This window comes from Micromonospora sp. WMMD1219 (genome assembly GCF_049315215.1).
GTDB lineage: Bacteria > Actinomycetota > Actinomycetes > Mycobacteriales > Micromonosporaceae > Micromonospora > Micromonospora tulbaghiae.
Genome location: NZ_CP186057.1, coordinates 1,370,455 through 1,396,424, shown reverse-complemented (window position 1 = coordinate 1,396,424; position 25,970 = coordinate 1,370,455). Strand labels below are relative to the sequence as shown.

28 protein-coding genes, 1 pseudogene and 1 riboswitch are annotated in these 25,970 nt (G+C 71.9%); of the genes and pseudogenes, 20 read left to right on the top strand and 9 right to left on the bottom strand.

The genetic code is table 11. The features are described 5' to 3' along the window. Positions 1–148: 148 nt before the first annotated feature. The 5 genes and pseudogenes from ACN27C_RS06640 to ACN27C_RS06620 all read left to right on the top strand — a co-directional run. A pseudogene (locus tag ACN27C_RS06640) lies at positions 149–1,471 on the top strand (M14 family metallopeptidase); the annotation flags it as partial. A gap of 120 nt (positions 1,472–1,591) precedes the next feature. Beyond that, a riboswitch (cobalamin riboswitch) is annotated at positions 1,592–1,685 on the top strand. Between the two features lie 106 nt (positions 1,686–1,791). Next, the gene (locus tag ACN27C_RS06635) at positions 1,792–2,724 is read left to right on the top strand and encodes an ABC transporter substrate-binding protein (RefSeq protein WP_364808554.1); all 933 of its coding nucleotides are present in this window, start codon (positions 1,792–1,794) and stop codon (positions 2,722–2,724) included. An 86-nt stretch (positions 2,725–2,810) separates the two neighbouring features. Continuing rightward, positions 2,811–3,893: a FecCD family ABC transporter permease gene (locus ACN27C_RS06630; RefSeq protein ID WP_121683320.1), complete on the top strand. Its 1,083-nt coding sequence runs from the start codon at positions 2,811–2,813 to the stop codon at positions 3,891–3,893. Then, the gene (locus ACN27C_RS06625) at positions 3,890–4,669 is read left to right on the top strand and encodes an ABC transporter ATP-binding protein (protein WP_252454343.1); all 780 of its coding nucleotides are present in this window, start codon (positions 3,890–3,892) and stop codon (positions 4,667–4,669) included. The genes ACN27C_RS06630 and ACN27C_RS06625 overlap by 4 nt, the downstream gene beginning before the upstream one ends. 221 nt (positions 4,670–4,890) lie before the next feature. Then, entirely contained in the window at positions 4,891–5,916 is a 1,026-nt protein-coding gene (locus ACN27C_RS06620) for an IS30 family transposase (RefSeq protein ID WP_422751585.1), read from the top strand. 156 nt (positions 5,917–6,072) lie between these two features. On the opposite strand, the gene ACN27C_RS06615 is transcribed toward ACN27C_RS06620, so the two are convergent. The 3 genes from ACN27C_RS06615 to ACN27C_RS06605 all read right to left on the bottom strand — a co-directional run bounded on the left by ACN27C_RS06615 (position 6,073) and on the right by ACN27C_RS06605 (position 8,560). Beyond that, a complete protein-coding gene (locus ACN27C_RS06615) occupies positions 6,073–6,831 on the bottom strand; it encodes a VOC family protein (protein ID WP_422750712.1) in 759 nt (252 codons plus the stop codon). Positions 6,832–6,925: 94 nt separating this feature from the next. Then, positions 6,926–7,663, bottom strand: a complete 738-nt coding sequence (locus ACN27C_RS06610; protein ID WP_120572103.1) for an ABC transporter permease — start codon at positions 7,661–7,663, stop codon at positions 6,926–6,928. A 9-nt stretch (positions 7,664–7,672) separates the two neighbouring features. After that, a complete protein-coding gene (locus ACN27C_RS06605) occupies positions 7,673–8,560 on the bottom strand; it encodes an ABC transporter ATP-binding protein (protein WP_120572102.1) in 888 nt (295 codons plus the stop codon). A gap of 148 nt (positions 8,561–8,708) precedes the next feature. On the opposite strand from ACN27C_RS06605, the gene ACN27C_RS06600 reads away from it, so the two are divergent. Genes ACN27C_RS06600 through ACN27C_RS06585 form a run of 4 tightly spaced genes read left to right on the top strand, consistent with a single transcriptional unit; the run spans position 8,709 to position 10,932 of the window. After that, the gene (locus ACN27C_RS06600; protein WP_120572101.1) at positions 8,709–9,029 is read left to right on the top strand and encodes a type VII secretion target; all 321 of its coding nucleotides are present in this window, start codon (positions 8,709–8,711) and stop codon (positions 9,027–9,029) included. Between the two features lie 9 nt (positions 9,030–9,038). Then, entirely contained in the window at positions 9,039–9,965 is a 927-nt protein-coding gene (locus tag ACN27C_RS06595; RefSeq protein WP_120572100.1) for a WXG100 family type VII secretion target, read from the top strand. 9 nt (positions 9,966–9,974) lie between these two features. After that, the gene (locus ACN27C_RS06590; RefSeq protein WP_120572099.1) at positions 9,975–10,328 is read left to right on the top strand and encodes a YbaB/EbfC family nucleoid-associated protein; all 354 of its coding nucleotides are present in this window, start codon (positions 9,975–9,977) and stop codon (positions 10,326–10,328) included. A 4-nt stretch (positions 10,329–10,332) separates the two neighbouring features. After that, entirely contained in the window at positions 10,333–10,932 is a 600-nt protein-coding gene (locus ACN27C_RS06585; RefSeq protein ID WP_120572098.1) for a hypothetical protein, read from the top strand. Positions 10,933–10,979: 47 nt separating this feature from the next. Here ACN27C_RS06585 and ACN27C_RS06580 read toward each other — a convergent pair whose 3' ends face one another. After that, positions 10,980–13,025: a HelD family protein gene (locus ACN27C_RS06580; protein ID WP_422750711.1), complete on the bottom strand. Its 2,046-nt coding sequence runs from the start codon at positions 13,023–13,025 to the stop codon at positions 10,980–10,982. 221 nt (positions 13,026–13,246) lie between these two features. On the opposite strand from ACN27C_RS06580, the gene ACN27C_RS06575 reads away from it, so the two are divergent. The 5 genes from ACN27C_RS06575 to ACN27C_RS06555 all read left to right on the top strand — a co-directional run bounded on the left by ACN27C_RS06575 (position 13,247) and on the right by ACN27C_RS06555 (position 16,786). Continuing rightward, a complete protein-coding gene (locus ACN27C_RS06575) occupies positions 13,247–13,618 on the top strand; it encodes a type II toxin-antitoxin system RelE/ParE family toxin (RefSeq protein ID WP_120572096.1) in 372 nt (123 codons plus the stop codon). Further along, a complete protein-coding gene (locus tag ACN27C_RS06570) occupies positions 13,615–13,935 on the top strand; it encodes a helix-turn-helix domain-containing protein (protein WP_120572095.1) in 321 nt (106 codons plus the stop codon). The genes ACN27C_RS06575 and ACN27C_RS06570 overlap by 4 nt, the downstream gene beginning before the upstream one ends. Before the next feature lie 55 nt (positions 13,936–13,990). Then, positions 13,991–14,572: an ArsR/SmtB family transcription factor gene (locus ACN27C_RS06565; protein ID WP_120572094.1), complete on the top strand. Its 582-nt coding sequence runs from the start codon at positions 13,991–13,993 to the stop codon at positions 14,570–14,572. A gap of 40 nt (positions 14,573–14,612) precedes the next feature. Beyond that, the gene (locus ACN27C_RS06560) at positions 14,613–15,866 is read left to right on the top strand and encodes an MFS transporter (RefSeq protein WP_422750710.1); all 1,254 of its coding nucleotides are present in this window, start codon (positions 14,613–14,615) and stop codon (positions 15,864–15,866) included. Positions 15,867–15,934: 68 nt separating this feature from the next. Further along, a complete protein-coding gene (locus tag ACN27C_RS06555; protein ID WP_120572092.1) occupies positions 15,935–16,786 on the top strand; it encodes a menaquinone biosynthetic enzyme MqnA/MqnD family protein in 852 nt (283 codons plus the stop codon). Between the two features lie 33 nt (positions 16,787–16,819). On the opposite strand, the gene ACN27C_RS06550 is transcribed toward ACN27C_RS06555, so the two are convergent. Next, on the bottom strand, positions 16,820–17,758 hold the full coding sequence (locus ACN27C_RS06550; protein ID WP_422750709.1) for a hypothetical protein: 939 nt from the start codon (positions 17,756–17,758) through the stop codon (positions 16,820–16,822). Further along, positions 17,758–18,738: a hypothetical protein gene (locus tag ACN27C_RS06545; RefSeq protein ID WP_120572090.1), complete on the bottom strand. Its 981-nt coding sequence runs from the start codon at positions 18,736–18,738 to the stop codon at positions 17,758–17,760. Before ACN27C_RS06545 ends, ACN27C_RS06550 begins: the two co-directional genes overlap by 1 nt. Before the next feature lie 359 nt (positions 18,739–19,097). On the opposite strand from ACN27C_RS06545, the gene paaA reads away from it, so the two are divergent. Genes paaA through paaE form a run of 5 tightly spaced genes read left to right on the top strand, consistent with a single transcriptional unit; the run spans position 19,098 to position 22,804 of the window. Further along, positions 19,098–20,162 carry a 1,2-phenylacetyl-CoA epoxidase subunit PaaA gene (gene paaA / locus ACN27C_RS06540; RefSeq protein ID WP_422750708.1) on the top strand — a complete coding sequence of 355 codons (1,065 nt, stop codon included), beginning with the start codon at positions 19,098–19,100 and terminating at the stop codon, positions 20,160–20,162. Further along, positions 20,159–20,446 (top strand): 1,2-phenylacetyl-CoA epoxidase subunit PaaB, encoded by a 288-nt coding sequence (paaB, locus tag ACN27C_RS06535; protein ID WP_013283588.1) that lies wholly within the window; start codon positions 20,159–20,161, stop codon positions 20,444–20,446. Before paaA ends, paaB begins: the two co-directional genes overlap by 4 nt. Before the next feature lie 20 nt (positions 20,447–20,466). Further along, the gene (paaC, locus tag ACN27C_RS06530) at positions 20,467–21,225 is read left to right on the top strand and encodes a 1,2-phenylacetyl-CoA epoxidase subunit PaaC (protein WP_422750707.1); all 759 of its coding nucleotides are present in this window, start codon (positions 20,467–20,469) and stop codon (positions 21,223–21,225) included. Next, positions 21,219–21,695, top strand: a complete 477-nt coding sequence (gene paaD, locus ACN27C_RS06525; RefSeq protein ID WP_120572087.1) for a 1,2-phenylacetyl-CoA epoxidase subunit PaaD — start codon at positions 21,219–21,221, stop codon at positions 21,693–21,695. Before paaC ends, paaD begins: the two co-directional genes overlap by 7 nt. Further along, positions 21,692–22,804, top strand: coding sequence for a 1,2-phenylacetyl-CoA epoxidase subunit PaaE (gene paaE / locus ACN27C_RS06520; RefSeq protein WP_350816366.1), 1,113 nt, complete (start codon positions 21,692–21,694; stop codon positions 22,802–22,804). Before paaD ends, paaE begins: the two co-directional genes overlap by 4 nt. Before the next feature lie 12 nt (positions 22,805–22,816). Here paaE and ACN27C_RS06515 read toward each other — a convergent pair whose 3' ends face one another. The 3 genes from ACN27C_RS06515 to ACN27C_RS06505 form a co-directional block, all read right to left on the bottom strand. Beyond that, positions 22,817–23,467, bottom strand: a complete 651-nt coding sequence (locus ACN27C_RS06515) for a hypothetical protein (RefSeq protein ID WP_244933139.1) — start codon at positions 23,465–23,467, stop codon at positions 22,817–22,819. 178 nt (positions 23,468–23,645) lie between these two features. Continuing rightward, positions 23,646–24,155, bottom strand: a complete 510-nt coding sequence (locus ACN27C_RS06510; RefSeq protein WP_422750706.1) for a hypothetical protein — start codon at positions 24,153–24,155, stop codon at positions 23,646–23,648. Between the two features lie 34 nt (positions 24,156–24,189). Continuing rightward, positions 24,190–24,585: a hypothetical protein gene (locus tag ACN27C_RS06505; RefSeq protein ID WP_120572083.1), complete on the bottom strand. Its 396-nt coding sequence runs from the start codon at positions 24,583–24,585 to the stop codon at positions 24,190–24,192. A gap of 179 nt (positions 24,586–24,764) precedes the next feature. On the opposite strand from ACN27C_RS06505, the gene mqnC reads away from it, so the two are divergent. Then, on the top strand, positions 24,765–25,955 hold the full coding sequence (mqnC, locus tag ACN27C_RS06500; RefSeq protein WP_358171073.1) for a cyclic dehypoxanthinyl futalosine synthase: 1,191 nt from the start codon (positions 24,765–24,767) through the stop codon (positions 25,953–25,955). Positions 25,956–25,970 lie beyond the last annotated feature (15 nt).

The following is a 25,970-nucleotide window of genomic DNA, read 5'->3' as shown; positions in this document are numbered from 1 at the left end:
TTCGCCAGATGTTCAGGCATAGAAAATCATTGCCGAAGTGACGATCAGGTCGGGATGGCTAAAGAGAGAGACAGATATTGATATGACCATGTGTCTCCTGGTGGAGTGTGCGGACAACGGGATCTCCCGTACCCCCAGGAGGTTGTCCATGGCCTTCCGCACCTCTCCGCTCCGCCGCCGGCTGGCGCTCGCCGCCGCCGTCGGCCTGACCATCGTCCTCACCGCGGCCGCCGCGCCCGCCGTGGCCCGGCCCGCGCCGGAAGGCTCCGGTGAGCCGGCCACCGTCGCCTACCGGGTGCTCGGCCCGCGTACGGCGGCCGACCGCACCGCCGTCGCCTCCACCGGCGCCGCGATCGACTACTCCGAGCACGGCGTGCTGCACGTCACGGCGACCAAGGCCGAGGCGAACGCGATCACCCGGCTCGGATTCCGGCTCGAGAAGGACGTCGCGCCGGACCCGGGGCACGCCGACGGGGGCATGACCGCGAACGCGTTCCCGCCGGCCGACTCGAACTACCACGACTACGCCGAGCTGACCGCCGTGGTGAACAAGGTGGTCGCCGACCACCCGACGATCGCCCGCAAGCTCAGCATCGGCACGTCGTACCAGGGCCGGGACCTGATGGCGGTGAAGATCTCCGACAACGTCGCCACCGACGAGGCCGAGCCGGAGATCCTGTTCAACGCCCAGCAGCACGCCCGTGAGCACCTGACCGTGGAGATGGCGATCTACCTGCTCAACCTCTTCACCGACAACTACGGCAGCGACTCCCGGATCACCGGCATCGTCAACTCCCGGGAGATCTGGATCGTCCCCACCGTCAACCCGGACGGCAGCGAGTACGACATCGCCACCGGCTCCTACCGCTCCTGGCGCAAGAACCGGCAGCCCAACAGCGGTTCGACAGCCATCGGCACCGACCTGAACCGCAACTGGGCCTACCAGTGGGGCTGCTGCGGCGGCTCGTCCGGCACCAAGTCGTCGGACACCTACCGCGGTCCGTCCGCCTTCTCCGCCCCGGAGACCGCGGCGCTGCGCAACTTCGTCAACAGCCGGGTCGTCGGCGGCGTGCAGCAGATCAAGGCCAACATCGACTTCCACACCTACTCGCAACTGGTGCTCTGGCCGTACGGATACACGTACAACAACACCGCCACCGGGATGAACGCCGACCAGTACAACACCTTCGCCACCATCGGGAGGCAGATGGCGGCGACGAACAACTACACCCCGGAACAGTCGAGCGACCTCTACATCGCCGACGGCACCAGCATCGACTGGATGTGGGGCGCCCACAAGATCTGGGCGTACACCTTCGAGATGTACCCCGGCTCGGCCTCCGGCGGCGGCTTCTACCCGCCGGACGAGGTGATCCCGGCGCAGACCTCACGCAACCGGGAGGCCGTGCTGATCCTGTCCGAGTACGCCGACTGCCCGTACCGGGCGATCGGAAAGCAGAGCCAGTACTGCTGACCTCACCACCGGGTGGGAACCCCGGTTCCACCCCCGCCGGGGTTCCCACCCACCCCCACCGTCCGGACGATCTCCGCTGGTCGTGCGCTACCGTGGCACCGACCGTGCCACAGCGAAGCCGGTGTGAAACCGGCGCTGTCCCGCAACTGTGATGCCCCGTACGCGCGGCGCCGGCCTTCCGCCGGCGCCGACGGACGTGGGACGAGCCAGGTCGCCTGAGGCCCGGTCGCGACACGCGCTCTCGAGGAAGGGCGCCTCGCGGACGGGCCTTTCCCCTGTCGGCGAAGCACCACACTCCTCGACCGACAGGAGGCCCCATGTCCAGACGTACCCCCCGGCTCTTCGCCACCGCGCTCGCGGCCGGCGTGCTGCTTCTCGGCGGCTGCGCCGAGAAGACCTCGACCGACACCCCCGCCGCCGGCGGCTCCGGCGGCGCGTTCCCGGCCACCGTCGGCAAGCTGACGCTGGAGAAGCGGCCCGAGAAGATCGTCTCGCTCTCGCCGACCTCCACCGAGATGCTCTTCGCCATCGGCGCGGGCAAGCAGGTCACCGCCGTCGACGACCAGTCGAACTACCCGGCCGAGGCGCCCCGCACCGACCTGTCCGGCTACCAGCCGAACGCCGAGGCGGTCGCCTCCCGGAACCCCGACCTGGTGGTGATCTCGGACAACCTCAACAAGATCGCCGACCAGCTCGTCGCGCTGAAGATCCCGGTCCTCCAGATCCCCGCCGCGGCCACGCTCGACGACACGTACCGGCAGCTCACCGACCTGGGCACACTCACCGGCCACCGGTCCGAGGCGGACGCCGTGGTGCAGAAGATGAAGGACGACATCACCGCGCTGACCAAGGACCTGCCGAAGCGTACGGAGAAGCCGACCTACTACCACGAGCTGGGCCCGGAGCTGTACACGGCGACCAGCAAGACGTTCATCGGCACCATCTACGCGCTCGCCGGCCTGGAGAACATCGCCGACGCGTCCGACGCCGACGGGAAAAACGGCGGCTACCCGCAGCTCTCCCAGGAGGTCATCGTCAAGGCGAACCCCGACTTCGTCTTCCTCTCCGACACCAAGTGCTGCAAGCAGAGCGCCGACACGGTGAAGGCGCGCAGCGGGTGGTCCGGCGTCACCGCCGTGAAGAACAACCAGATCGTGGAACTGGACGACGACATCGCCTCCCGCTGGGGCCCGCGCGTGGTCGACCTGCTCAAGGTGATCGTCGACGCCACCGCCAAGGTCCCGGCCTGACCGTGGCCGTACGACAGGCGGACTCCGCCCCTCGCCCGGCCGGGACGTCCCAGACGTCCCGGCCGGGTGCCCGGCTGCCCCGGCCCCTGCGGCGTGGGGCGCGCGACGCGGCCGGCACCCCGATCCGGCCCGCCGGGCTGCGCAAGCGCTGGCTGCTCGCCGGTGTCGTGGCGGTGCTCGTCGCGCTGGTCGCGGGCGTCTCCCTCGGCCCGGTCAGCCTGCCGCCCGGCAGCGTCGCGGCCGAACTGCTCAATCTGCTGCCCGGCGTGCACCTGGACAGCGGGCTCACCGAGCGGGAAGTCGCGATCATCACCGAGCTGCGGCTGCCCCGGGTCGTGCTCGGCCTGCTCGTCGGCGCGCTCCTCGCCCTGGCCGGCGGCTGCTACCAGGGCGTCTTCCGCAACCCGCTGGCCGACCCGTACCTGCTGGGAGTGGCGGCCGGAGCCGGATTCGCGGTCACCGCGGCGATCGTCCTCGGCGCCGGTGCGGGCGGCGCGCTGACCGGGCTGCCCGTCACCATTCCGCTCGCCGCGTTCGTCGGGTCGCTCGGCGCGGTCCTGCTGACGTACCTCCTCGGCGCGGCCGGCGGGCGGGACCGATCACCCGCCACACTGATCCTGGCCGGCGTGGCGGTCTCCGCGTTCTTCGCCGCCGGGCAGACGTACCTGCTGCAACAGCACTCCGACAACATCCAGCAGGTCTACTCCTGGCTGCTCGGGCGGCTCGCCACCGCCGGCTGGCACGACGTGTGGCTGGTCCTGCCGTACTTCGTGCTCACCTCCGTGGTGGTGCTGCTGCACCGGCGCGAGCTGGACGTGCTCTCCGTCGGCGACGACGAGGCCGCCGGTCTCGGCCTGCACCCGCAGCGCTCCCGCTACCTGCTGATCGCCGCCGCGTCGCTGGGCACCGCCGCCGCCGTGTCCGCGTCCGGGCTGATCGGCTTCGTCGGCATCATCGTGCCGCACACCATGCGGCTGCTCGCCGGTTCCAGCCACCGCGTGATCCTGCCGCTGTCGATGCTGTTCGGCGGCGCGTTCCTGGCCCTGACCGACGTGGTCGCCCGGACCGCCGCCGCACCCGCCGAGATCCCGATCGGCGTGGTCACCGCGCTGCTCGGCGGCCCGTTCTTCGTGCTGGTCCTGCGTACCGCCCGCCGGGTGGCGATGTGAACGCCCCCGCGGTGCGCGTCCACGACCTGCGGGTCGCGCTCGGCGGCACCCCGATCCTGGCGGGCGTCGACCTCACGGTCGCCGCCGGCGAGTGGGTCACCGTGATCGGACCCAACGGCGCCGGCAAGTCCACCCTGTTGCGCGCCGTCGGCGGCCTGCTCACCGGCCCGGGCGAGGTTGCCCTCTTCGGTACGCCGATCGGCGCGCTGCGCCGACGCGACCGCGCCCGGATCGTGGCCACCGTGGCGCAGTCCCCGGTCGTACCGACCGGCATGTCGGTGTTCGACTACGCGCTGCTCGGACGCACGCCGTACATCCCGCCGCTGGGCCGCGAGTCCGCCGCCGACCTGGCCGCCGTGCACGAGGTGCTGGACCGGCTCGACCTCGGCCCGTTCGCCCACCGCGAGCTGGCCACGCTCTCCGGCGGCGAACGGCAGCGCGTCTTCCTGGCCCGGGCGCTGGCCCAGGGCGCCACCCTGCTGCTGCTCGACGAGCCGACGAGCGCGCTGGACATCGGGCACCAGCAGGAGGTGCTGGAACTGGTCGACCAGCTCCGTCGCGCGCACGGCCTGACGGTGCTCGCCACCATGCACGACCTCTCCATCGCCGGCGAGTACGCCGACCGCCTGGTCCTGCTCGCCGACGGCCGGGTCGCAGCCGCCGGCCCGCCCGAGGACGTGCTGACCGAGGAGCTGCTGGCCCGCCACTACCGAGCCCACATCCGGGTCATCCCCGGCGACCACGGCCCTTTGGTAGTCCCCGTCCGCCCAACCTGACCCCCCGCCCGCCCTCGCCCCCGTCCCCCCCTTCTCCCCGTCGATCTTGCACTTTCCGCCCCGGCAAGAGGCGCATAACCCACGCCTGAAGGGCCGCACCTGCAAGATCGGCGGAGGGGTCCGGCTGCCGGGGTGGCAGGTAGATCTTGGTACGAAATGGCCCTCCTGGCGGGTTCAACCGGTGGTTGCAACACCCTTCGGTGATCTTCGTTGGGGTGGTTGTGGCGTCGAGGTTGAGCCCGCTGGAGCGGGAAGAGATCGGGTTGGGTCGGGCTGCGGGTGAGTCGTTGCGGTCGGTCGCATGCAGGTTGGGGCGGTCGGCGTCGACGGTTTCGCGGGAGGTGGGTCGGTTCGAGCGTTACGGGCAGCGGTATCAGCCGTCGGTGGCGCAGTGGGCGTCGTTTCTGCGGCACAACCGTGCTCGGCGGGTGCCTCGGTTGGCTGGTGACGGGCCGTTGCGTCAGGTGGTGCTGGATATGCTGCGTCGACGTCGCTCACCGCAGCAGATCGCCGCTCGGCTGCGGCTGGAGTACCCGTTGCAGCCGGAGATGCATGTGTCGCACGAGACGATCTATCAGGCGATCTACCTGCAGGCGCGGGGAAATCTGCGTGCTGAGCTGACTCGTCAGGTGGCCCTGCGTTGCGGGCGGGCGGCGCGTCGGCGCCGGCCGGTTGCCGCGGCGGCGGTGCGCTCGAGTCGGCCGTGGCTCGGGTTGAACATCAGCGCCCGCCCTGCCGAGGTCGCTGACCGGGCGGTGCCCGGGCATTGGGAAGGTGACCTGCTCGAAGGCACCCGTCGGGGAACACACGGTGGTTCCGCGATCGCCACCCTGGTGGAACGCGCCACCCGCTTCGTGATCCTGGTCGAACTGCCCGAGGGCAAAGTGTCCGCACACGTTGTGTCGCAGCTGGCCGCCGCGATGACGTGGCTTCCCCAGCGGCTACGGGCCTCGCTGACCTGGGACCAGGGCCCCGAACTGGCACGCCACCGCGACTTCACCATCGCCACCGACTGCCCGGTCTACTTCTGCGACCCGCACAGCCCTTGGCAACGCGGCAGCAACGAGAACACCAACGGTCTGCTGCGTCAGTACTTCCCCAAAGGCCGCTTCGACTTCACCACCATCGACCAAGCCGGCCTCAACACCGTCGCCGACGAACTCAACGACCGCCCCCGAATGACCCTGGGCTGGGCCACCCCCGGTGAGAAGATGGCCCAGCTCCTAGGTGTTGCAACCACCGGTTGAACCTGCCCCTGGGGGCCGTCCCGTACCAAGATCTCGACCGTCCCCGCCTCGCCGCGTCGATCTTGGACTTTCGGCCCGGGTAAAAGGTGCGTATGCCCCACCATGAGGGCCGCAGCTGCAAGATCGGCGGGCGAGGCGGGGGCGGAGGGGGCGGGGTCAGCGGAGGGTGGAGATGGAGAAGAGGGCGCCGGACGGGTCGCGTAGGGCGGCGCTGCGGCCGGCCGGGTTGTCGCGCGGCGGGACGAGGATGGTGCCGCCCAGCTCGGCGACCCGGGCGGCGGTGGCGTCGGCGTCCTCCACCGCGAAGTAGACCGCCCAGTACGCGGGCAGATCCGCCGGCATCGGCTCGGCCCGGGGCAGCATCCCGGCGACGATCCGGGCCCCGCAGCGCCACCCGGTGTACGCGACCGGTCCGGCCGGACGCTCCTCCGGATGCCAGCCGAAGACCAGCGCGTAGAACTCCTTCGCACTGTCGGGGTCGGGGGTGACCAGCTCGTTCCAACACATCGCGCCCGGTGCGTTGTACAGCTCGGCCCCGCGCATCGCCATCGGCTGCCACACGCTGAACACCGCGCCGGCCGGGTCGGCGAGCACCGCCATCCGGCCCTGCTGGGCGACGTCGAACGGAGAGACGACGACCTGCCCGCCGGCCGCCTCGACCCGGGTGGCGACCAGGTCGGCGTCGTCGGTCGCCACGTACGTTGACCAGACCGGCACCTGGTCCGGCGTGCCGGGTGGCCCGGCCCCGGCGACCGCCTTGCCGTCCTTGCGGAAGACGGTGTAGCCGCCGGCGTCCGGTTCGGGGGAGATCTCCCCGGTCCAGCCGAACAGCTCGGGGTAGAACCGTCGTGCGTCGTCCAGACCGGGCGTGGCCAGGTCGGTCCAGCAGGGCGTGCCGGGCTCGACGCCGTTCACGGTGACCCCTCTCGCCGGGGGCGGCTCCGCTCGCCCGCCCTGTCGGCATCGTGGCACCGCCGGGTCGGCCGCCGGGCCGGAACCGGACAAAAGGTCAGCTGAAGCGGCGGCCCTCGTCCCGCCGGTACGCCCAGCCGGCCGCCGCGGCGAGCACGAGCACCCAGACCGCGAGCATCACCAGCGCGCGGGTGTCCGGCCGGAAGTCGGTGACCGCCGCCCAGAGCAGTTCCACGGCGCCCCGGGTCGGCAGGTAGGGGGCGATCGCCTTGATGAAGCCGGGCGCGTCGTCCGGCCCGGAGAGCAGGCCGCCGCCGAACGCGAGCGGGAAGAAGATCACCTGCGCCACCACGATCGCGGCCTTGCTCGGCAGCGAGTAGCCGATCGTCAGGCCGAGCAGCGTGAACGGCACCGAGATCACGGCGACCGCGCCGAGCCCGAGCAGGAACTGGAGCGCGCCGACCCGCGCCTCGGTGGCGACCGCCGCGATCACCACCACCGGGATCATCGACACGTACGTCAGCACCAGCCCGGCCAGGATCCGCCCGGCCAGCCGCGGCGCCGGTCCGGCCGGCAGGGTCCGGGTGTACGGGTTCCAGGGCTGGTCGCGGTCCTCGGCGACGCCCACGCCGTACTGGAAGATGTTGGCGCTCATCACCGCGAAGGTCACCATGGCGGCGGTGGCGTAGGTGGCGCCGGTCGGGTCGTCGCCGGCGAACGGCACCACGAAGAACAGCATGGCGGCGGCGGGGAAGAACGCGCTGCCGACCACAGCCACCGGGATCCGGATGATCTCCAGGAGCTGGTAGCGGGCGTGGACGAGGGCGAGCGGCACGGCGGTCTCCTAGACGGGGGTGGGCGCGGGCCGGTCGTCGGCCGTGATGGCGAGGAACGCCTCCTCCAGCGAGGTGGGCCGGACCTCCAGGTCGCGGAACGCCACCCCGGCGGTGACCAGGTCGCGGACGAGCTGGTCGGCGTCGGTGGTGAGCAGGTGCACCCGCCCGTCGGCGCGTTCGGTGGCGACCACTCCCGGCAGCGCCGGCAGGTCGTCGGCGACCAGGCTGACCCGGCGTACGCCGACGATCCCGCGGATCGCCGCCACCGAGTCGTCGGCGAGCACCCGCCCGTGGCCGATCACCACCACCCGCTGCGCGAGCGCCTCCACCTCCTCCAGGTAGTGGCTGCTCAGCAGCACGGTGCCGCCGTCGGCGTGGAAGCCGCGGATCGCGTCCCAGAGCGCGTGTCGCGCCTCCACGTCGAGGCCGGTGGTCGGCTCGTCGAGCACCACCAGCCGGGGACGGCCGACGAACGCCAGCGCCACGGCGAGCCGGCGACGCTGCCCGCCGGAGAGACCACCGGTCTGCCGACGTACCTGGTCGGCGAGGCCGAACCGGTCGAGCAGCTCGCCCCGCGGCACCGGGTCGGGGAAGTGCGCGGAGACGAAGTCGACCACCTCGCCGACCCGCAGCGTGCCGGGCAGGCCGGTCTCCTGCGGGGTGACGCCGAGCTGCCGCCGGCTCGCCGGGTCGCGCGGGTCGCCGCCGCACAGCTCGACCCGGCCGGCGGTGGGGCGGCGCAGCCCGACCAGCAGGTTGATCAGCGTGCTCTTGCCGGCGCCGTTCGGGCCGAGCAGGCCGACCAGCTCCCCGGACCGGACGGTCAGGTCGACCCGGTCCAGTGCCAGCACCTCGCCGTAGCGGCGGCTGACCTGTTCGGCGCGGGCCAGGATCATCGGCGATCTCCTCCGGCGGGGGACGGTGCATCCCCTGTCTACCGTGCGTGCGCCGGCCGCGGTGTCCCCTGACCGGGTGCTCGTATCCCCTAGTCTGGTGGCGCCGTCGACGACGGTGGAAGTTCCAACCGGACACTGGGGAGGGTCCGTGACCAGTCCGAGCAGGAATCTCGACGTCCAGCCGGAGGCGTTGACGGCGTTCGCCGCCGCCTCCCGGGACCGGGCCGGCCGGTTCCGTGAGCTGCACCGGGCGTTCCGCGACGGCCACGTGGCCCGGCACTCCTTCGGCGTGATGCCCGCGTCGTTCAGCCTCGCCGCCGCGTACGAGCAACAGTTCGAGGCGTGCCTGGAAGGGCTGGCGGACGGCGCCGAGGTGATGGCCGACATCGCCGAGGGGCTCGACGACACCGCGGACGCCTACACCGGTACGGACGTGGCGAACACCGACATGTTCAAGCCGGGCGTCTGAGGGGGCGGGATGAGCACCGAGGCGCTCCAGCGCAACAAGACCTACTTCGAGCAGATCGTGTCGGGCACGCCCGACCCGTTCAAGCCGCTGTCGAACGCGGTGCTGTGGCCGTTCGAGCAGCTCCTGGAGCTGGTCGCCGGTGAGCCGGACGACCTGATGCGGGCGGCCCAGCTCGCGCTGACCACGGGCGAGGCGGTCCGGCGGATCGCGGGGGACCAGGTCGCCGACCGGGCCCGGCTGCGTGGCGCCTGGGACGGCGACGCGGCGGACAAGTTCCACGCCTCGATGGAGTCGGTCGAGGAGGCGATCGAGGAGCTGGCGAAAGGGCTGGACGGCACCAAGGAGGTGCTGGTCGACGCGGCGAACGCCGCTGTGGACGCCTTCAACCTGCTGGTGGAGCTGATTCTGGAGTTCCTGCTCTGGTTCCTGACCGAGGTCATCATCGCCGCGGTGGCGGCTGTGCTGAGCGCCGGTGTGACACTGGCGGCCACAGTGGTGCGCGTGCTGGCCCGGCTGGCCACCACCGTCGGCCGCATGGTCAAGATCGTGGCCCGGTTCGCGGAGATCCTCACCAAGCTGGTCGCCAAGCTGGAGAAGGTCGCCGAGTTGCTCATGCGCTACCGCCGGGTGGTGCTGGAGCTGCGGCAGGCCAAGAAGGCGTACCGGGCGTGGAACAAGTCCGGCTACACCAAGGAGGCGTTCGCGTTCAAGATCAAACGCGCTGCGATCCTCTTCCCCGGCAAGTTCGCCATCAACCAGGCGTCCCCGGTGAACATCCCCGGCATCGGCGGCGCCCTGCTCGACACCGGGATGGGCCTGCACGACGTCTCCGACGGGCGCAAGGACCGCAACTACCTGGTGGACGGCACGTACCGCGAGGATCTGGGCCCGTACACCAAGGGCGTGCAGAACGTGTTCGACTCGATCGTGAACTGAGAGGCAGCAATGACGTTCCCGGCCCTGGACCGGATCGAGGCGCTGGCCCGCAACCTGGACGGGTGGCAGCGCGAACTCGGCGCGCGGATGGCCGAGCTGGAGCAGAGCAGCGCCCAGGGGGTGAGCGACTCCGGCCTGGTCACCGTCGTGGCCGCCGCCGACGGCAAGATCCTCTCCACCGACATCAACGCGCGTGCCATGCGCTTCGACTCGTACACGCTCGCCGAGGAGATCACCTCGGCGGCGAACCGGGCGCAGGAGGCCGCCGCCGCCCGCGTACGCGAGATCGTCGGCGAGGTGATGGGCGACGCCCCGGCCGCGGAGCGCCGCGCCGACGACGGCTACGGCCACGACCGATACTGAGCCGATGGACGAGACCAGATACCGCGACCCGATCGACCGGCTCGTCGAGCCGGGCGAGCGCGTGCTGGCCCACGCCAAGGCGGACGTCGGCCAGGGGCTCGCTCCGGCGCCACCGCCCGAGCCGGAGTCCACAGTCGCGCCGGGCCGGCGGACGGTCGGCTCGGTGCTGCTCAACGTGCTGCTGCCACTGGCCACCTGGGACCGTGGCGATCGCCTGGTCGACGCGATCGGCTGGGGGATCGCCGGGCGCGGCGCCCCCGGCTCGGCCGCCTCCCGCCTGCACCGCGCGCTCCGTCCGCCCCGGCCCGACCTCCAGGTCCGGGAGACGCTGCTCGCGGTCACCGACCGGCGGCTGGTGGTCTGCCGTACCGGCGGGGTCAAGCTGCTGGCCGGGCGCGAGGCCGAGGAACGCGCGCTGGCCGAGACCTCGGTGGCGTGGTCGGCCACCCGGGCGGAGATCGCCTCCGCGCGGGTGGGCTGGCACCGGCTCAACCCGAAGCGGCTGCGGATCGACTTCACCGACGGTTCCTGGCTGTCGTTCACCGTGCCGATCGCCGAGTCCGGCCGGCCGCTGCGCGAGGTCGCCGCCGCGTTGTCCGCCTGACGGATCCGCCCGCCCGGGCCGCGGCCGGCCGCAGCCGCCCGCCCGCGTCAGGCCGTCAGTGGCGCGGGCAGCGGCTCGCGGTGCAGCACGGCCAGGCGGGAGACCGCCCGGGTCAGCACCACGTAGAGGCGGTGCAGCCCGCGCGGCTCGGCGGCCACGATCGCGGCCGGCTCGACGACCACCACGTGGTCGTACTCCAGGCCCTTGACCAGCGTCGCCGGGACCACTGTGACGCGCGCCGCGGCCTCGACGTCGTCGGCGGTCGCGGTCTCGACGCCCGCGTCGGCGAGCGCCGCGCGGAGCCGGTCGACCGCGTCGTCGGCGGCGATCACACCGACCGAGCCGTCGTGCGCGAGCGCCGCCCGCACCTCGGCCACCGTCGCGGCCGTCAGGTCGTCGGCGGTACGCACGTCCAGCGCGCCGTCGTTGCGCAGCGACCGGGCCGGGGGTACGTCGACGGCGAGCGCCGGCAGCAGCCGGTTCGCGAACGCCACCACCGCGGCGGGCACCCGGAAGCCCACGCTCAGCGGCACCACAGCGGCGTCCGGCTTGCCCAGGTGGGCCAGGGACTCCCGCCAGTCGGTCGCCGCCCAGGGCGCGGTGCCCTGGGCCAGGTCGCCGAGCAGCGTGATCGAGCCGTGCTCGCTGCGGCGGGCGATGGCACGGCACTGCATCGGGGAGAGGTCCTGCGCCTCGTCGACCACCACGTGCCCGAAGCCGGCGGGCCGTTCCAGCAGCCCGGCCACCTCGTCGATGAGCACCGCGTCGGCGGCGGTCCACCGGGTCGCCTTCGCGGTGCGGGCGGTCCTGCCGGACCGGAACAACTCCTGCTCCTCGGGCGTGAGCAGGCCGTCCGCGGCGGCGGCCAGCGCGTCCGCGTCGGTACGCAGCCGGTGCAGCAGCCCGTCGGGCGTGAGCGCCGGCCAGACCGCGTCGAGCAGGTCGGTGACCGGCTTGATCCGGCTCATCCGGCGCAGCCAGGCGTCGCTCGGCGACTCCGCCCGGCGGGCCTCGGCCTGGCGTTGCAGCAGTCCCACCACCCGTGCCCGGACCCGCTCCCGGCCGGTCGCGTAGGGCAGCCCCTCCTGGCGGGTCTCGGTGACCAGCCGGTGCAGCGGGTCGAGCCCGATCCGCCACCGGTACGAGCCGTCCGACACCATGATCGGCTCGGTCGGCGTACCGATGTGGGCGTCGACGGCCCGGCGCAGCACCTCGGCCATCCGGACGTCGTGCTTGAGCGCGGCGGCGGCCGGGTCGTCGGCCGCGCGGACCGGCACGCGCGCGACCAGGTCCTCCACTGTGGCCTGCTCGACCTCGACCTCGCCGAGCGCGGGCAGCACCGCCGCGATGTAGGACAGGAACGCCCGGTTCGGCCCGACGATCAGCACGCCCGAGCGGCGCAGCCGTTCCCGGTGCAGATAGAGCAGGTACGCGGCGCGGTGCAGCCCGACCGCCGTCTTTCCGGTGCCCGGCGCGCCCTGCACGCAGATCGAGTCGGCCAGGTCGGCCCGGACCAGTTCGTCCTGCTCCGGCTGGATGGTGGCGACGATGTCGCGCATCGGGCCGACGCGGGGGCGCTCGATCTCGGCGGTGAGGATGCGGCTGGCGGTGCCGAGTTCCTCGCCCCGGTCGAGGTGCTCGTCCTCGAAGCTGGTCAGCGTCCCGGCGCTGAACCCGAACCGGCGGCGTACGGCGACGCCCTGCGGGTCGCGCGCGCTGGCCCGGTAGAACGACCGCGAGACCGGTGCGCGCCAGTCCAGCACCAGCGGTTCGCCCAGCTCGTCGGTGACGTGCCGCCGCCCGACGTGGTACTCCCGCCCGGCGTGGTCCGGGTCCGCCTCCCCGAAGTCGAGCCGGCCGAAGAACAGCGGGGTGGTCGGGTCGTCGGCCAGCTCCTTGACCCGCCGGGCCATGTGCCGGCCGAGCTGCTCGGCGGTGTACGAGTCACCGGCCACCTTGTCGCCGGTGGCGAAGAGCGCCTGGGCGCGTTCCCGCATCCGGGTCAGCGCGGCGCGGGAGGCGTCGAGGTGGGCGCGCTCGGCGGCCAGCTCGGCGTCGAGGCCGGGTGTGGCGTCAAGATCGGTTGCGGGCACGATGAACTCCGATGGCTCAACTGAGGCTCGCTCGCGTGTCCGGGGCGGTTGGCCTGCTCCCGGCGCGGGGACGTCCGCTGCGGTGCATGCTCACCGCGGCCGTCGGGCGGTCCTCCACGCTACGGGAGCACCGGCAGGTCGCGCCAACGAATTTCGTGGTGGCAGGCGATTCGCTCGACCCACCTCCGCCTTAAGAATATTATTAAGTCCGGAGGTGGGGGATGGAGTGGGAGATCCTGATGACCGGGCAGGTGGAGGAGTTCCTCGACCAGCTCTACGTCCTCGACCGCGACTCCCATCGCCTCGTCAACCAGGCCATCCTGGTGCTGGAACGCAACGGGCCCGCCGAGGGGCGGCCCCTCGTCGACAGCATCACCGCCTCGCGTCTCAGCAATCTCAAGGAGCTGCGGCCCCCGTCAGCGGGGCGCACCGAGATCAGGATTCTGTTCGTCTTCGATCCTTGGCGTTCGGCGGTGCTGCTGGTCGCCGGTGACAAGTCGGGGCAGTGGGCACGCTGGTACCGGGAGGCCATACCGGAGGCGGAGCAGCTGTACGACACGTACCTGAAGGAACGGCAGGAGGAGAGCCGATGAGCGGCGTCAAGCGCTGGCGGGACACCACGCACCTGGACCGCGCGATCGACACGGCCGGCGGACCGCGCGCGTTCGAGGCCGAGGTCGGGGAGATGCTCGATCATGCTCGCGGGTGGCGGCTCGCCGAGCTGCGCAAGCGGCGGGAGATGACCCAGGAGCAGGTGGCGTCGAGGATGGGTGTCTCGGTCGCCCGGGTCTCACAGATCGAGGCGGGCAACGTCGCGACCCAGGAGGTGCTCGCGCGCTACATCGGCGCGCTCGGTGGCACCCTCAAACTGATCGCCGACTTCGGCGACGAGCAGCTCAAGGTCGCCTGATCCGATGGGTTCCACCGCTGGATCCCCGCGTCCGCGGACGCGGGATCATTGAGGTATGACCGAGGCGCTTCCCGGCAGGAGCCGGGTGACGATCAGTGATCCGCAGGTGATGCGGGCGCTCGCTCACCCGGCCCGCATGGCGATCATGGAACATCTCGGCACGCTGGAGGGCGGTGCGACGGCCACCGAGTGCGCCGAGATCGCCGGGCTGTCGCCGAGCGCTACCAGCTACCACCTGCGCGAGCTGGCGAAGTTCGGGCTGGTCCGGCAGGCGCCGGGCCGGGGTGACGCCCGGGAGCGGGTGTGGCAGGCGGTGAACCCGTCGTACCACGTCGAGGTGGGGCCGGACGCCGACCCGGAGGCGCGTGCCGCCGAGGCGGCCCTGGTCGAGGCGCACATGGTCCGAGACGCCCAGCGGGTCCGGGAGTGGTTGCGCCGCGCGCCGGACGAGTCGCCGGAGTGGTACGCGGCGACCTGGTTCAGCGACAGCGTGCTGCTCATGACCGCCGAGGAGCTGACCGAGCTGAACCAGGCGGTCCAGGCGCTGATGGAGCCGTACCGGCGGCGGACCCGGACCGATCCGCCCGCCGGGGCCCGGCCGGTGGCGACGCAGTACCGGGCGATGCCTCTCGACTGACGGGTTGCGCACACCAGTTGTGAAGGATTACTTTCGAAGTATGTCTTTCACAACTGGTGAGTCGCGCTGGCCGGACGTCTGGCTCGCGGCCACCGCGCGCGGCATCTCCAGCTGCGGAGACTTCCTCGCCGCCGCCACGCTCACGCTCGCGCTCCAGTCCGCCGGCGCCGGCGGACTCGCCGTCTCCGGGCTGCTGCTCGCCGCGACGTTGCCGCTCGTGGTGCTCGCGCCGCTGACCGGCCGGCTCGCCGACCGGGTGGACAGCCGGGTGCTGCTCGTCGCCGCCGGTCTCGTCCAGGCCGCGGTCTGCCTGGCGCTCGCGTACGCCCGGGACCCGGTCCTGGTGATCGCGCTCGTGGCGCTGCTCGCGGCCGGGCTCGCGGTCACCCAGCCGGCCATCGCCGCGCTGGTGCCGGTGATGGTCCGGCCCGAGGACCTGCCCCGGGCGGGCGCGCTCAACCAGACCGCCGGGACGCTCGGCGCGCTCGCCGGCCCGGCGCTGGCCGGGCTGCTGGTCGGGCAGTTCGGCACCCGGGTGCCGCTGCTCGTCGACGCGTTCAGTTACCTCGCGCTGGTGGCGGCCGGGCTGCTCATCCGTACCCGCAGGGGAGGGCGCCGGACGCCGGCCGGCGTCGCGGCGGCGGTCGCGCCACCGTGGCGGCTGCGCCGCGACCCGCTGCTGACGATGATGGTCGCCAGCGTGGCGGCGGTGGTCGGCGCGGTCGGCGCGGTGAACGTGATCGAGGTCTTCTTCATCCGGGAGACGCTCGGCAGCAGCACCACCGTGTACGGCCTGGTCACCGGCTCCTGGACGCTCGGCATCGTGCTCGGCGCGTGGCTGTTCGCCCGGGTCGCCCGCCGGCTCGCCGACGACGGCGCGCTGCTCGGCGCCGGGCTGGTGCTGCTCGGTGGCTGCTGCCTGGCGGTGCTGGTCTCGGCGGCGGTGCCGTCGGCCTGGCTGCTCGTGCCGATCTGGCTGCTGGGCGGCGTGGCCAACGGAGGCAACAACGTCTTCGACCAGTTGCTGCTGGCGCGACGGGTGCCGGAGGCCGCCCGGGGCCGGGCGTTCGCGGTCTTCGGGGCGGCCGCTCAGGGCGCCGCGATGGGCGGCTACCTGGTGGGCGGCCTGCTGCTGGAGGTGGCCGGCCCGCGCGGGCTCGTCGCCGGCTGCGGCGTGGCTGGCCTGCTCGTGGTCGTGGCGCTGGCCTGGCCGGTGCGCCTGGCGGTACGCGCCGAGCGGGCCGCCGTCGCCCGCGCGGCCACGCCCGCCGCCGTCGCCGTGCCAGGCGGTTAGGTGCGGACTTCACCACTCGATCGGATCCCCCGGCGGCGAGGCCGGAGCCACGGCGATACGGTCGGGTCATGGCCGACCGCATCGCCCGCCCCCGCGTGGGGCACATCCAGTTCCTCAACTGCCTGCCCATCTACTGGGGGCTGATGCGGTCCGGCGCGCTCATCGACGTCGACCTGCACAAGGACTCGCCGGACCGGCTGAGCGCCGACCTGGTCGCCGGTGACCTGGACATCGGGCCGATCACGCTGGTGGAGTTCCTCAAGCACGCCGACGAACTGCTGCTCCTGCCCGACCTGGCGGTGGGCAGCGACGGGCCGGTGCTCTCGGTGAACGTGGTGTCCACCCGCCCGCTGGGCGAGCTGGACGGCGCCCGGGTGGCGCTCGGTTCCACCTCGCGTACCGGGGTGCTGCTGGCCCAGCTGCTGCTCGCCGAGCGGCACGGGGTGCGGCCGGAGTACTTCCGCTGCCCGCCGGACCTGACCCAGATGCTGCTGGAGGCCGACGCCGGGGTGCTCATCGGTGACGTGGCGCTGCGCGCGCTCTACGAGGCGCCGGCCAAGGGCCTCGAAGTGACCGACCTGGGGCAGGCGTGGCACGACTGGACCGGGCTGCCGATGGTGTTCGCCGTCTGGGCGGTACGCCGCGAGTTCGCCGCCGCCCACCCGGGCCTGGTCAAGGAGGTGCACGAGGCGTTCCTGCGCTCGCGCGACCTGTGCCTGGCCGAGCTGGACCAGGTGGCGGAGGCGGCGGCCCGCTGGGAGACGTTCGACGCGGCCACGCTCGCCACGTACTTCCGGGCGCTCGACTTCTCGCTGGGCGAGCGGCAGGTGGCCGGGCTGCGCGAGTTCGCCCGCCGGGCGGCCGCGTACGGGGAGGTGCCGGCGCTGCCGGCCGACGGCCCGGAGTTCTTCCAGGGCTGACCGCGCGCCGCGCGGCTCAGGGTGCCCGGCGGCTCAGGGTGCCGGGCGCAGCAGCGCCTTGGTGATCCGTTCGCAGGCGTCCATGCCGTACTCCCAGCCGCCCTCGACGCCGAACGGGGTGCGCAGCATCACGCCCATCGTCCAGGTGTCACCGATGGCCAGGCAGTTGACGTGGTACTCCTCTTCCTTGTCCCGGTCGATCCACCCGTTCTTGATGGCGATCTTCTTCTGCTGGGCCGCCGGGAACGCCTTGCGGATGCCGAAGTCGCCGGGAGCGCGTACCAGGCGCATCTCGTTGAGCAGCCACTTGGTCCACTTCGGCCCGGCCGCGCGGCCGTCGTCGATGCACTGACCGAGGCGGGCGGTGTCCCGGGGGGACAGCTCGGTACGGCTCCAGCCGCCGTCGGAGGCGACCTCGCTGTCGGTCAGCTTGCAGATCGAGATCAGCCGCTCGATCGAGTCCGAGCCGCCGACGTTCTCGTAGAACTCCTGCGCCCTGGTGTTGTCGCTGTCCCGGATGATCTTCGTGGCGTCGGCCAGCTTCGCGTCGCTCGGCGTCTTGCCGTCCTCGGCGCTCAGGCGCAGGTAGTCGGCCACCACCCAGGACTTGATCAGGGACGCGGTGGTGCTCGTCTCGCCCATGTTCGACGAGCCGATGATCTTCCCGGTGCGCTTGTCCAGCACGGACCAGCCGTACCAGCCCTTGATCTTGAGGTTGTCCAGGTTCTTCGCCTCAAACGGCAGAGGGTCGAGGGACCGTGAGGGGGCGACCCGCGGTTTCGCGTTGCGGTCGACAGTCTGCTGCGCCGACCGCTCGCTCGTCGGCCCGGGATGCGAGTTCGCGGTGGCCTCCAGCGGCGAGCCGGGGATCACGCGCAGGGAGAGGCCGAGCAGGCCGACGAGGACCGCAGCGAGGGCGCTGAACGCGAGCGGGCGCCGATAGCTGCCGGGCCGACGCCGGGCACCGGCCATCAGAGCTTCCCGACCGGCTGCTGCGGCACCTTGAGCGCGGCGCCGGGCAGCGGCGTCACGAGCTGGGTGGCGACGGCGGCGCACATCTTCGCACCGTACGGCAGACCGGAGCGGCCCGGGTACCGCATCATCACGGCGAGACTCCACTTGTCGGTGAACGCCAGGCAGCTGACGTGCCAGTTGCCGTCGTAGGCGAGCTGGGTCCAGCCGTTCTTCATGTGCACCGGGCCCTGCGACTTGATCGTCGCCGGCAGGCCGTCGATGATGCCCCACCGGCCGCCGCCGGACCGCGCGCCCTGCTTGTTGACGCTGCCGGCCACCTTGGTCATCTCGCTGAGCAGCCACTTGGTCCACTTGGGCCCGGCGGCGCGGCCGTCGGCGATGCAGTCGCCGAGGCGGGCCGCGTCCCGCGGGGACATCTCGGTGAAGCTCCACCAGCCCTTGTAGTCGGGCACGTCGCCGGGCTTGGTGTCGGTCAGACCGCAGATCTGGATCGCGCGCGCGATGACCGGGTCCGGCTTGCCGCCGGGCTGGGGCCGGTAGGAGCCGCCCGCCGCCCGGTAGACCGCGTTCGCGCCGTCGTCGTCGCTGTCCCGGATCGCGAGGATCGCCGCCTTCTTGAGCCCGGCACTCGGCTGCTTGTCGCCGAGCTGGCGAAGGTAGTCCGCGACGATCCAGGCCTTGAGCATCGACTCGGTGGAGCTGGTCTGGTTCATGTTCTCCGCGCCGGTGACCGTGCCGGTCTCGCGGTCCATCAGGGCCCAGGAGAAGAACTCGCCCTTGAAGTTCACCGACACCGGGGCGTCGGCGAGCGTCGGGGCCGCCGGCGCGGTCGGTGCCGGCGCCGGGACCTGCTCGCCGCCGCCGATGCCGCCCACGCCGTCTCCGTCGGAGAACTTCGCGTACGCGGCCGGCACCAGCATGACGCCGCCGATGAGGACCGCCACGATGGCGAGCACCAAGGTCACGCGAGGTCGCATGAGTGGTGAGCTCCAGATGTCTGGCCGGGGGGACCGGCGCTTCCGCATGGGTTCGACTCGGTTGCCACTAGGCCGGGGGACGGTGGCCTGAACGGTGACGATCATGAAGCCGAACGGTTTGCCGGTCGGAAGTCTACTTCCGGACAGCTCTGATGCCAGGTCTCGACACCCGTGACTTTGCCGGGTGGGCGGGATATTGAGGCGCTTTGCCATCATTGGGGGATTTCTTCTATTCGAAGTGATCGACATCACAGCCACCAGGGCCGATGGCGGCGTGCGCATGGCCGGTGACGCGAGGTGGTACCCGAAACCTGTTACACCCTCTGGTGTCATTCGTGGCGAGCTGTAACACTGGCTGCATGTATGGCAACGACTTCGCCCCGCCGGAGGACGCTCCGGGCGGCGGCCTGCTCGGCGAGGTGGAGGCGGCGGAGGCCGCGCTGCGCGAGGCGGCGGCGCGGGCCCGGCGTGGCGGCGCGGCCCCGGACGAGGACGTCGAGGCGTACTTCGCCGACGTCATCAACGCGGACCAGAAGATCGAGCCCCGCGACTGGATGCCCGACGCGTACCGCCGGACGCTGATCCGGCAGATCGCCCAGCACGCCCACTCCGAGATCATCGGCATGCAGCCGGAGGGCAACTGGATCAGCCGGGCGCCCTCGCTCAAGCGCAAGGCGATCCTGCTCGCCAAGGTGCAGGACGAGGCCGGTCACGGCCTCTACCTCTACGCGGCCGCCGAGACGCTCGGGATCAGCCGCGACGAGCTGGTGGACCTGCTGCTCGACGGACGGCAGAAGTACAGCTCGATCTTCAACTACCCGACCCTCACCTGGGCCGACGTGGGCGCGATCGGCTGGCTCGTGGACGGCGCGGCGATCGTCAACCAGGTGCCGCTGTGCCGCTGCTCGTACGGTCCGTACGCGCGGGCGATGATCCGGGTCTGCAAGGAGGAGTCGTTCCACCAGCGGCAGGGCTACGAGATCCTGCACACGCTGGCGCACGGCACCCCGGCGCAGAAGGCGATGGCCCAGGACGCGGTGGACCGCTGGTGGTACCCGTCACTGGCCATGTTCGGCCCGCCGGACGGCGACTCGACGCACAGCGCCCAGTCCATGGCCTGGAAGATCAAGCGCTTCTCCAACGACGAGCTGCGCCAGCGCTTCGTCGACATGTGCGTCGGCCAGGCGGAGGTGCTCGGCCTCACCCTCCCCGACCCGGACCTGCGCTGGAACGACGAACGGCAGGCGTACGACTACACCCAGCCCGACTACGACGAGCTGATGCGGGTGATCAAGGGCAACGGGCCGTGCAACCGGGAGCGCATGGCGCACCGGCGCAAGGCACACGCCGACGGCGCGTGGGTACGGGAGGCCGCCGCGGCGTACGCCGCGAAGCGGGCGGAACGAAAGGCGGTAGCGGCATGAACAGCGCGTCCTCTCCCCTGTGGGAGGTCTTCGTGCGGGCCCGCCGTGGCCTCTCGCACACCCACGTCGGCAGCCTGCACGCCCCCGACGCCGAGCTGGCCCTGCGCAACGCCCGCGACCTCTACACCCGCCGCCAGGAGGGCGTCTCCATCTGGGTGGTGCCGGCGAGCGCGATCACCGCGTCCAGCCCGGACGAGAAGGACGCGTTCTTCGACCCGGCTGCCGACAAGGTCTACCGCCACCCCACCTTCTACGAGGTCCCCGAAGGGGCTGCGCACCTGTGAGCGCGAGGAGTGAGCCGGTTTTGCGAGCCCCGCAGTCGCGAACGGAAGGCGGCTCTGTGCCGTTGTTCGACTTCACGCTCGCCGTCGGCGACGACGCGCTCGTCGCGGCGCAGCGCCTCGGCGAGTGGACCTCCCGCGCGCCCGAGATGGAGGAGGACATCGCGCTCGCCAACATCGCCCTCGACCAGCTCGGCGCGGCCCGGCTGCTGCTCACGTACGCGGGCGAGCTGGAGGGCGCGGGCCGCGACGAGGACGACCTGGCCTACCTGCGCGACGACCGCGAGTTCCGCAACTGCCTGCTGGTCGAGCTGCCCAACGGCGACTTCGGCGTGACCATGGCGAAGCTGTTCTTCCTGGCCGCGTACCAGTCGCCGCTCTACACGGCGCTGGCCGGCTGCGCCGACGAACGGCTGGCGGCGGTCGGCGCGAAGGCGCGCAAGGAGTCGGCGTACCACCTGGACCACGCCGCGCTGTGGGTGAAGCGGCTCGGCGACGGCACCGAGGAGTCGCACCGCCGCATGCAGGACGCCGTCGACCAGGTGTGGCCGTACGTCCACGAGCTGTTCGCCCCTGATCCGGCGGCGCCGGTCGACCCGTCCACCCTTCGGGCCGACTTCGACGCCACCGTGTCCGCCGTGCTGGACGAGGCCACGCTGACCCGTCCGGAGGCCGGCTGGGCGCCCGGCGGCGGCCGGGACGGCCTGCACACCGAGCACCTCTCCTACCTGCTCGCCGAGATGCAGGTGCTGCACCGCGCCCACCCCGGAGCCACCTGGTGAATGCCAGGGCGGCCGCGGCGGCGGTGGTGGACCCGGAGATCCGGGTCATCACCATCGACGAGCTGGGCATCCTGCGCGCGGTCGACGAGGAACCGGACACCGGCCGGGTCGTCGTCACCATCACCCCCACCTACACGGGCTGCCCGGCGATGGACGTGATCCGGGAGGACATCCGGCGGGCGCTCGCCGCCGCCGGGCATCCGGACGCCGAGGTCCGTACCGTGTACCACCCGGCGTGGAGCACCGACTGGATCTCCGAGGCCGGCCGGGCGAAGCTCGCCGCCGCCGGCATCGCCCCGCCCGCGCCGCGCGGCGACGACACGGTGGTGCCGTTGACCCTGGCCGTCCGCTGTCCGCGCTGCGGGTCGCCGGAGACCACACAGATCAGCCGCTTCGGCTCCACCGCGTGCAAGGCGCTGTGGCGCTGCCGCTCCTGTTCCGAACCCTTCGACCACCTGAAGGCGCTGTGACTGTCACCATCACCCGGCCGGTGCGCCGCCGGCCGGTCTTCCACCCGCTGCCCGTCGCCGCCGTGGACCGGCTCACCGACGACTCGGTGTCGATCACGTTCGCGGTACCGGAGGAGCTGCGCGAGACGTTCGCGTTCTCCGCCGGGCAGCACCTCACCGTCCGCCGCCCGGCCGACGGCGACGGCGAGGAGGTGCGGCGGTCGTACTCGATCTGCTCCACCCCCGAGGAGCTGGCCCGGCACGGCCGGTTGCGGGTCGGCGTGCGTGAGGTGCCGGGTGGGGCGTTCTCCGCGTACGCCTGCGGCGCGCTGCGCGGCGGCGACACCGTCGAGGTGCTGCCGCCGCTGGGCCACTTCACCTCCGCGTTCACGCCGGACCGGGCCCGCCGGTACGGCGCGGTGGTCGCCGGTTCCGGCATCACCCCGGTCCTCGGGCTGGCCGCGACCGCGCTGGCGACCGAGCCGCGCAGCACGTTCACGCTCGTGTACGGCAACCGCACGGCGAACTCGGTGATGTTCGCCGAGGAACTGGCCGACCTGAAGGACCGCTACCCGACCCGGCTGCACCTGGTGCACGTGCTGTCCCGGGAGATGGGCGAGTCGGCGCTGCTGTCCGGGCGGATCGACGCCGATCGGCTGACCCGGCTGCTCGACACACTCGTACCCGGTGACGAGATCGAGGAGTGGTTCCTCTGCGGCCCGTACGGCATGGTGGTGGACGCCAAGGCGGTGCTCGCGGGTCGCGGCGTGCCGGACGCGGCGGTGCACACCGAGCTGTTCCACGTCGACGCCCCGCCGGAGCCGGTCCGGCGCGAGACCGACCGGCCCGGGGCCGGCACCGAGGTGACGATCCTGCTGGACGGCCGCTCGTCCAGTTTCACGATGGGCCGGGACGAGCGGGTGCTCGACGCGGCTCTGCGGGTGCGCGGCGAGTTGCCGTACGCGTGCAAGGGCGGCGTGTGTTCGACCTGCCGGGCCAAGGTGACCTCAGGTGAGGTGACGATGGCGCGCAACTACGCGCTGGAGCCCGACGAGGTGGCCGCCGGTTACGTGCTGACCTGCCAGTCCAGCCCGGTCACCGACGAGCTGACAGTCGACTACGACGCGTAGCGGCGCCGCCGCTCAGATCACCACCGGCGGTGCCGTGGCGGCGCGGCCACGGGCCCGGCTGACGTGACCACGCCACCCGCCGACGAGCGCGAACAGGGTCCATCCCGCCGCGCCGAGCACGAGCATGCCCCGCTTCCCGTCCGGGTCCACGTCCTGCGCGTCGGTCAGTTCCACCTCGCCCCGCGGGTCGACGAGTACCGTCAGGCGCTGGCCGACCCGGTAGCCGGGGGAGCTGCCCCGGTAGACCAGCGGCTCGTCGAGCCGGCCGGCGTCGCCCTGGAGGGCGAACTCGTGCCGCTTGCCGACCGTCTGCACGTCGACGATCGTCACCGGCTGGGCGACGCCGCGCTCCCGGAGCACCGACTCCGGGGCGAGCTGCACGGCGCCCACCAGCACGAACAGGGCCGGCACCACCGACAGGAGAGTCAGCCACCAGCCCCGGTGCAGCAGGCGCAGGCCGACCGCGAAGGCGAGACAGCCGACCAGGCCGACGCAGATCGGCACCGCGATCGGCAGTCCCACGGTGAGGTGGCCGACCACCGTGGTCACGGCGATCACGGCGAGGCCGAAGCCGACGAGCACGGCGGTCATGGTGAGGGACCAGAGGGCGGAGCGGGCGCCGGCCACGCGTACGGGGGTGGGCGGGGGCGATACGACTGACACGCCGAGAGCGTAGACGCGGCCTGCCACGTCCATTTCTTGTCCGAACGGTTCGGACAGCGGTAACCTTCAACTGCCAGGGGCACTAGCCCCGTGGAAGTGGACCCGGCAGCCTTCCGGACGGTGGGTGAGCCGGGTCTCGCGCTGTCTGCGCCTCGTCAGACCTGCCGCGACTCACTGATCATGCGGCGGATGGAGTCCTTCCAGCGCCCGCCTTTGGCCCAGCCCAGCACCAGGCCAACGCGTCGGGAACGGCCAGCAGACACTCCTCGTGGGCGCGTAGCTGGTCGTACCGCAGCCGCCCGTCCACCCCGCACTTCCTGACCTGCTCGAAGAGCAGGCGCTGATCGGCCTGGAAGGTCGAGTCGTCGCGTTCCAGGACGAGGCGGGCAGCCCCGATCTTCGCCGTGTGCTCCACCAGAGAGACGAGGCAGGCTTCGCGAGCGACCCGGGCGTTGCGATGGTCCTTCGCGTCGAAGATGACGGCGTGCGCGGAGAGCGCGAGAAACCCGTCGATGATCTGACGGCGCCGGTCGTCTCTCTCCTTGTGGAAGTGGATGCGGCGTTGGCCGGGCAGGATGAGATCACGAATCGACCGCCGTGCAGCGTTCAGGTCGGCCGGGTGCATGACCACGGCGGCGACGAGTAGCCCTCGCTCCTTGGTCTCGTCGACGAAGACGTGCGCGGTCATGGGACGAGGCTCTCCTGTCGCTGCTCGGACCCGGTCAGGCGTTGACGATTTCCCTGATGCGGTCGAGCTTCTGCCGGGCGGTCAGGCCGGCGGGGTTCTTGGTGCCGATGACGTCCAGCTCCGCTCGGACGTCACAGTCGTCCGGCTGAAGGATCGCATCGATCACACGTGCTCGGGGGCCGCCGTCCCGGACGTAGATCCAGACCGTCTGCGACTGCCGCGGCTCGGTGTTGAGCGCCGCGTCGAGCCGGTGGGGAGGGAAGAAACCGAGGCCGGTCGCCCTGAGCGTGTCGGCGATCTCGGCCAGGACCCAGCGGCCGAGCTTGCGGTAGCCCAACTCGTCCCGCAACTCGCCGAGGGTCGCTTCCGTTAGTCCTCCGTCCGCTCGGCAACGGGCCGCGATGCCTGGAGCGGTGTCCGTCTCGCTCACGTCCCACCCCAATGGCGTCGATGGATGTCGAACAAGATGATGCGAGATGCTCAACATCTTGTCAACCAATCACCGATGTTTTATTTCGATCTTGAGAATATTTTCGGAGAAGTGGGTTCGGCTCACACCGGAGGGCCCGGTACGGCGGCATCCACCGGTCGCGACGTACGCTCGGGGATGTGACGGCGAACCGGGAGATCGACGACATCCTGCAACGCGGCGCGGACGGCGGGCGGATCACGCCCGAGGAGGCGCTGCTGCTCTACACCGACGCGCCCTTCCACGCGCTGGGCGAGGCGGCCGACGCGGTACGGCGGCGCCGCTACCCGGACAACATCGTCACGTACCTGATCGACCGCAACATCAACTACACGAACGTCTGCGTGACGGCGTGCAAGTTCTGCGCGTTCTACCGGGCCCCCAAGCACAAGGAGGGCTGGACCCACCCGACCGAGGAGATCCTGCGCCGCTGCGGCGAGGCGGTCGAGCTGGGCGCCACCCAGGTCATGCTCCAGGGCGGGCACCACCCGGACTACGGCGTCGAGTACTACGAGGAGTTGTTCTCCTCGGTCAAGAAGGCGTACCCGCAGCTCGCCATCCACTCGATCGGCCCGAGCGAGATCCTGCACATGGCGAAGGTCTCCGGCGTGAGCCTGGACGAGGCCATCGCCCGGATCAAGACCGCCGGCCTGGACTCGATCGCCGGTGCCGGCGCGGAGATGCTGCCGGACCGGCCCCGCAAGGCGATCGCGCCGCTGAAGGAGTCCGGCGCGCGCTGGCTGGAGGTCATGGAGCTGGCGCACCGGCAGGGCCTGGAGTCGACGGCCACCATGATGATGGGCACCGGCGAGACGAACGCCGAGCGCATCGAGCACCTGCGGATGATCCGCGACGTGCAGGACCGCACCGGTGGCTTCCGGGCCTTCATCCCGTGGACGTACCAGCCGGAGAACAACCACCTCAAGGGCCGCACCCAGGCGACCACGCTGGAGTACCTGCGCCTGGTCGCGGTGGCCCGGCTGTTCTTCGAGACGGTGCCGCACCTGCAGGCGTCCTGGCTGACCACCGGCAAGGACGTCGGGCAGCTCGCGTTGCACATGGGCGTGGACGACCTCGGCTCGATCATGCTGGAGGAGAACGTCATCTCCTCGGCCGGCGCCCGGCACCGGTCCAACCTGCACGAGCTGATCGGCATGATCCGGTCGGCCGACCGGATCCCGGCCCAGCGGGACACGCTCTACAACCGGCTCGCGGTGCACCACACGGCCGCCGACGACCCGAGCGACGACCGCGTCGTCTCGCACTTCTCGTCGATCGCCCTGCCCGGCGGCGGTGCCGGGAAGTCGCTGCCGCTGGTCGAGGTCAACTGACCCGGTTCCGCCGTT

Bases quoted from the DNA above. Each gene is read 5' to 3' on its own strand.
- ACN27C_RS06635 (WP_364808554.1), top strand. From the start codon at position 1,792: ATGTCCAGACGTACCCCCCGGCTCTTCGCCACCGCGCTCGCGGCCGGC.
- ACN27C_RS06605 (WP_120572102.1), bottom strand. From the start codon at position 8,560: ATGATCCTGGCCCGCGCCGAACAGGTCAGCCGCCGCTACGGCGAGGTG.
- ACN27C_RS06595 (WP_120572100.1), top strand. From the start codon at position 9,039: ATGAGCACCGAGGCGCTCCAGCGCAACAAGACCTACTTCGAGCAGATC.
- ACN27C_RS06590 (WP_120572099.1), top strand. From the start codon at position 9,975: ATGACGTTCCCGGCCCTGGACCGGATCGAGGCGCTGGCCCGCAACCTG.
- ACN27C_RS06585 (WP_120572098.1), top strand. From the start codon at position 10,333: ATGGACGAGACCAGATACCGCGACCCGATCGACCGGCTCGTCGAGCCG.
- ACN27C_RS06575 (WP_120572096.1), top strand. From the start codon at position 13,247: ATGGAGTGGGAGATCCTGATGACCGGGCAGGTGGAGGAGTTCCTCGAC.
- ACN27C_RS06570 (WP_120572095.1), top strand. From the start codon at position 13,615: ATGAGCGGCGTCAAGCGCTGGCGGGACACCACGCACCTGGACCGCGCG.
- ACN27C_RS06565 (WP_120572094.1), top strand. From the start codon at position 13,991: ATGACCGAGGCGCTTCCCGGCAGGAGCCGGGTGACGATCAGTGATCCG.
- ACN27C_RS06560 (WP_422750710.1), top strand. From the start codon at position 14,613: ATGTCTTTCACAACTGGTGAGTCGCGCTGGCCGGACGTCTGGCTCGCG.
- ACN27C_RS06555 (WP_120572092.1), top strand. From the start codon at position 15,935: ATGGCCGACCGCATCGCCCGCCCCCGCGTGGGGCACATCCAGTTCCTC.
- ACN27C_RS06550 (WP_422750709.1), bottom strand. From the start codon at position 17,758: ATGGCCGGTGCCCGGCGTCGGCCCGGCAGCTATCGGCGCCCGCTCGCG.
- ACN27C_RS06545 (WP_120572090.1), bottom strand. From the start codon at position 18,738: ATGCGACCTCGCGTGACCTTGGTGCTCGCCATCGTGGCGGTCCTCATC.
- paaA (WP_422750708.1), top strand. From the start codon at position 19,098: ATGTATGGCAACGACTTCGCCCCGCCGGAGGACGCTCCGGGCGGCGGC.
- paaB (WP_013283588.1), top strand. From the start codon at position 20,159: ATGAACAGCGCGTCCTCTCCCCTGTGGGAGGTCTTCGTGCGGGCCCGC.
- ACN27C_RS06510 (WP_422750706.1), bottom strand. From the start codon at position 24,155: ATGACCGCGCACGTCTTCGTCGACGAGACCAAGGAGCGAGGGCTACTC.